The sequence below is a fragment of the bacterium genome, from assembly GCA_035559435.1.
In the GTDB taxonomy this organism is placed as follows: domain Bacteria; phylum Zixibacteria; class MSB-5A5; order WJJR01; family WJJR01; genus JACQFV01.
In genome coordinates this window covers 1-3,938 of record DATMBC010000022.1, presented here as the reverse complement: position 1 = coordinate 3,938, position 3,938 = coordinate 1, and the positions used below count along the sequence as shown (strand labels likewise).

The window sequence follows — 3,938 nt, the reverse complement described above, 5'->3', positions numbered from 1 at the left end:
GCAGGTCTGAGACCTGCCCCACGCGGCTTGCCATAAAACGACACCGTCATTGCGAGGAGGCCCATCCGCCGGAGGCGGATCGGGCCGACGAAGCAATCTTTTCCCCCCGGTCGTGAGGCATCCGAAGGACGACCAGGGCGGATCTGAGCCCTGCCCCATGTGGCCGCGCGTGTTAGCTATTCGTTGGATTCCCCTGTCCGCGGGAAAAGGATTGCTTCGTCGTCGTCCGCCTGCGGCGGACTCCTCCTCGCAATGACGGTTTCACGCGTCCTTCAGCATTGCACCGTCATTGCGAGGAGGCCCATCCGCCGGAGGCGGATCGGGCCGACGAAGCAATCTTTTCCCCCCGGTCGTGAGGCATCCGAAAGACGACGAAGGCGGATCTGCGACCTGCCCCAGATGGCGACATCGCCAGCGCCCATCCCCCGACGGACGCGGCGAAAAGCCGGTTGAGCCGGATTCGCCGATTTGTTAAGTTCTTCATTCTATCGCGGCAACCATCGCGATCACATGGGAGGGTTACTTGGACAAGACCGAACTGCTGCTCAAATCGCTGACCGAGGCGCATGGCGCCCCCGGCGACGAAAGCTCGGTCCGTGGCGTGATGGCGGCGCACATGCCGACCTATGCCCGCCTGTCGACCGACAAACTCGGCTCGCTCATCGCCCAGGTCCCGGGCAAAAGCGAGCGCCCGCGCGTCCTGCTCGGCTCGCACATGGACGAGGTCGCCTGGGTGGTGCGCGAGGTCACCAAAGAGGGATACCTGAAGGTCTTCCCGTTGGGTGGCTGGTGGGGGCATGTCATGCTCTCGCAGCGTTGTTGGGTCCACACCGACGACGGCCCGATCCTCGGCGTCTTCGGTTCCACCCCGCCGCACTTGTTGCCTGAAGACAAGCGCAAGAACGTGATCGAGCCCAAGGAACTTTACATCGACGTCGGTGCCACCGACAAATTCAAAGCGACCAAAAAGCTCGGACTGCGCAACGGGATGTATGTCACGCCCTATTCCGACTTCCAGATCATGGCCAACCCCGATTTGTACCTGGCCAAGGCCTTCGACAACCGCGTCGCCTGCGCGCTGGTCTGCGATGTGCTCGCCGCGATCAAGCCGAAGACCCAGCCCTACACGATCTACGGTGTCGGCAGCGTGCAGGAGGAAGTCGGGCTGCGCGGCGCCGGCACCGCCGCCTGGACGATCGATCCCGACGTGGCCTTGATCTTGGACGTCGGCATTGCCCGCGACACGCCGGGCATCGATCCCCCCGGCGAGCGGCTCGGCGGTGGCGTGGCCATCGACATCTACGACGCCGGCATGATCCCCAACAAGGGACTGCTGAAGCTGGTCATCGAGACCGCCGAGAAAAACAAGATCAAGTACCACCTCTCGTCGATGGACCGCGGCGCCACCGACGCCGGCCGTGTGCACATGTCCCGCACCGGCGTGCCGTCCGTGTCGCTGGGTCCGCCGTCGCGCTACATCCATTCGCACAATTCGATCATCTCGCGCTCCGACTACGACGCCTGCCTGAAACTGATCCTGGCGGTGCTCAAGCGTCTCGATCAGGCCACGGTGGAATCGTTCACCGGCATACGCGCCGGCGCGCGGGCGCCGCGCGCGAAGGGGCGCCGTTAGTGGGCCTGAAGGTCTTCGATACCCGCCGTCGGGCGCTGGTTGAATTCGAACCGCTGGAGCCGGGGCATGTCCGCATGTACACCTGCGGACCGACGATCTACAACTTCGCCCACATCGGCAACCTGCGCACCTTCCTGTTCGAGGACCTGCTGCGCCGCTACCTCCAGTGGCGCGGTTTCCGGGTCACGCAGGTGATGAATCTGACCGACATCGACGACAAGATCATCCGCCGCTGCCGCGAAGAAAAGCTGGCGCTGGCCGCGTGCACCGCCCCCTTCAAGCAGGCGTTTTTCGAGGACATCGACACCCTCCGCTTCGAACGCGCCGAGGTCTATCCCGAGGCGACCGCGCATGTGCCCGAGATGGTGGCGCTGGTGTTGCGGTTGATCGAGCGCGGCAACGCCTACAAGGCCGAGGACGGCTCGATCTACTTCCGCATCGCCAGTTTCCCCCGCTACGGCGAGCTGTCGCACATGAACCTCGACGAACTGAAGGCCGGGGCGCGGGTCGCCTCCGACGAATACGAGAAAGACTCGGTCTCCGACTTCGCACTCTGGAAGGCCTGGGATGAGCAGGATGGCGAGGTCTTCTGGGAGACGCCGCTGGGCAAGGGGAGACCCGGCTGGCATCTGGAATGCTCGGCGATGTCGATGAAGTACCTCGGGGAGACCTTTGACATTCACACCGGGGGGGTCGACAACATCTTCCCGCACCACGAAAACGAGATCGCCCAGTCCGAGTCGGCGACCGGCAAGCCCTTTGCCCGCTACTGGATGCACTCCGAACACCTGATCGTCGACGGCAAGAAGATGTCCAAGTCGCTGGGCAACTTCTACACGCTGCGCGACCTTCTCGCCAAGGGGTACTCGCCGGTGGCGGTGCGCTACCTGTTGATCTCGACCCACTACCGCGCCCAGCTCAATTTCACCTTCGCCGGCATCGACGCCGCCAAAGGGGCGATCGAGCGGCTGCGCGATTTCCATCACCGGCTGGGGGAGATGCGCGTGCCCGGCGCGGCGCACGACGATTTCCTCGCCGCGATTGCCGAGACCCGCTCGCTTTTCACCGAGAACCTCGACAACGACCTCAACATTTCCGGCGGATTGGGCGTCCTCTTCGAGTTTATCCGCGAGACTTACAAGCGCATGGACATCGGGGGCGTCAACGCGGAGGATGCCCGCGCGGCGCGCACGCTCATCGAGGAGATCGACCGGCTGCTGGATGTGCTCCGTCCGGACGCGCCCGCGGTCGACCCGGCCAGAATCGAGGCGTTGATCGCCGAGCGCAGAGAGGCGCGCGCCCAGAAGAATTGGAAGCGCGCCGATGAGATCCGCGATCTCTTCGAGCAGATGGGCATCATCGTCGAGGACACGCCCACGGGCACGCGCTGGAAACAGAAAGTCTAAGTCTTCCGATCACCGCAGGGGCGGGTCATTGCGATCCGCCCCTGTCGCTTTTGGCGGGCGTGGCGGGTTCGTGGAGTGTTTGCGGTGCCCGCACAGGGGGCGGCGGCTCAAAAACCGTGTCCGAGTGCACACGCGACCTCAGGACAAAGGGCTTTCACCCCTTGTGGCCCCTCAGCGGTAGATCGTCGGGTGCTGCGCGCCGCGCTTGCGGAATTCGGCGAAGTAGATGGAGTAGTCGGAGTCGGAAAACAGTATGAATCGAATCAGATCAAACGCTTCCGGATGCGCGGCGACAAAATCGCAGACGGTGCGGATCGCGATCGGCGCCGCCTCCTTGATCGGATAGCCGAAGGCGCCGGTCGAAATCGAGGGGAAAGCGATCGACCTCGCGCCGATTTCCTGCGCGCGGGCGAGACTTTCGCGGTAGGCGGACGCCAGCTCGGTCTTGTCGCTGGGCAATCCGGCGTAAATCGGCCCCACGGTGTGAATGACCCACTTGGCCTTCAACTTGCCCGCGCCGGTCACCACCGCCTTGCCGACCGGGCAACGGCCGATCTTGCGGCACTCTTCCAGGATGGTCGGCCCGCCGGCACGATGGATCGCGCCATCGACGCCGCCGCCGCCGCGCAGCCCGGAATTGGCGGCATTGACGATCGCGTCGGTGGTCTCGTGCGTGATGTCGCCGCGCGCCGCCTCGAAGCGGGTCGTCCCGATGGTGAAGTTGATCGCCGGCATCCTATGCGCTCAGGACCAGGAGCTTCGGCTCGGTCATCTCTTCGATCGCCCAGCGGGGACCTTCACGGCCGTTGCCGGAGAGCTTGACCCCGCCATAGGGCATCATGTCCACGCGGAAGGTCGGAGCCTCATTGTGCATCACGCCGCCGACGTCGATTGCCTCG

Annotated in this window: 4 protein-coding genes; 2 read left to right on the top strand and 2 right to left on the bottom strand. The window is 64.4% G+C overall.

Annotated features, from left to right (window positions below; translation table 11 throughout):
- Positions 1-523: 523 nt before the first annotated feature.
- Both VNN55_02630 and cysS read left to right on the top strand, forming a co-directional pair.
- Positions 524-1,633, top strand: a complete 1,110-nt coding sequence (locus tag VNN55_02630) for a M42 family metallopeptidase (protein HWO56442.1) — start codon at positions 524-526, stop codon at positions 1,631-1,633.
- Positions 1,633-3,039 carry a cysteine--tRNA ligase gene (gene cysS, locus VNN55_02625; protein HWO56441.1) on the top strand — a complete coding sequence of 469 codons (1,407 nt, stop codon included), beginning with the start codon at positions 1,633-1,635 and terminating at the stop codon, positions 3,037-3,039. The genes VNN55_02630 and cysS overlap by 1 nt, the downstream gene beginning before the upstream one ends.
- A 171-nt stretch (positions 3,040-3,210) precedes the next feature.
- On the opposite strand, the gene VNN55_02620 is transcribed toward cysS, so the two are convergent.
- Positions 3,211-3,774, bottom strand: a complete 564-nt coding sequence (locus VNN55_02620) for an O-acetyl-ADP-ribose deacetylase (protein ID HWO56440.1) — start codon at positions 3,772-3,774, stop codon at positions 3,211-3,213.
- Position 3,775: 1 nt separating this feature from the next.
- On the bottom strand, positions 3,776-3,938 hold a 163-nt coding region (locus VNN55_02615), incomplete at its 5' end, for an aldehyde dehydrogenase family protein (GenBank protein ID HWO56439.1).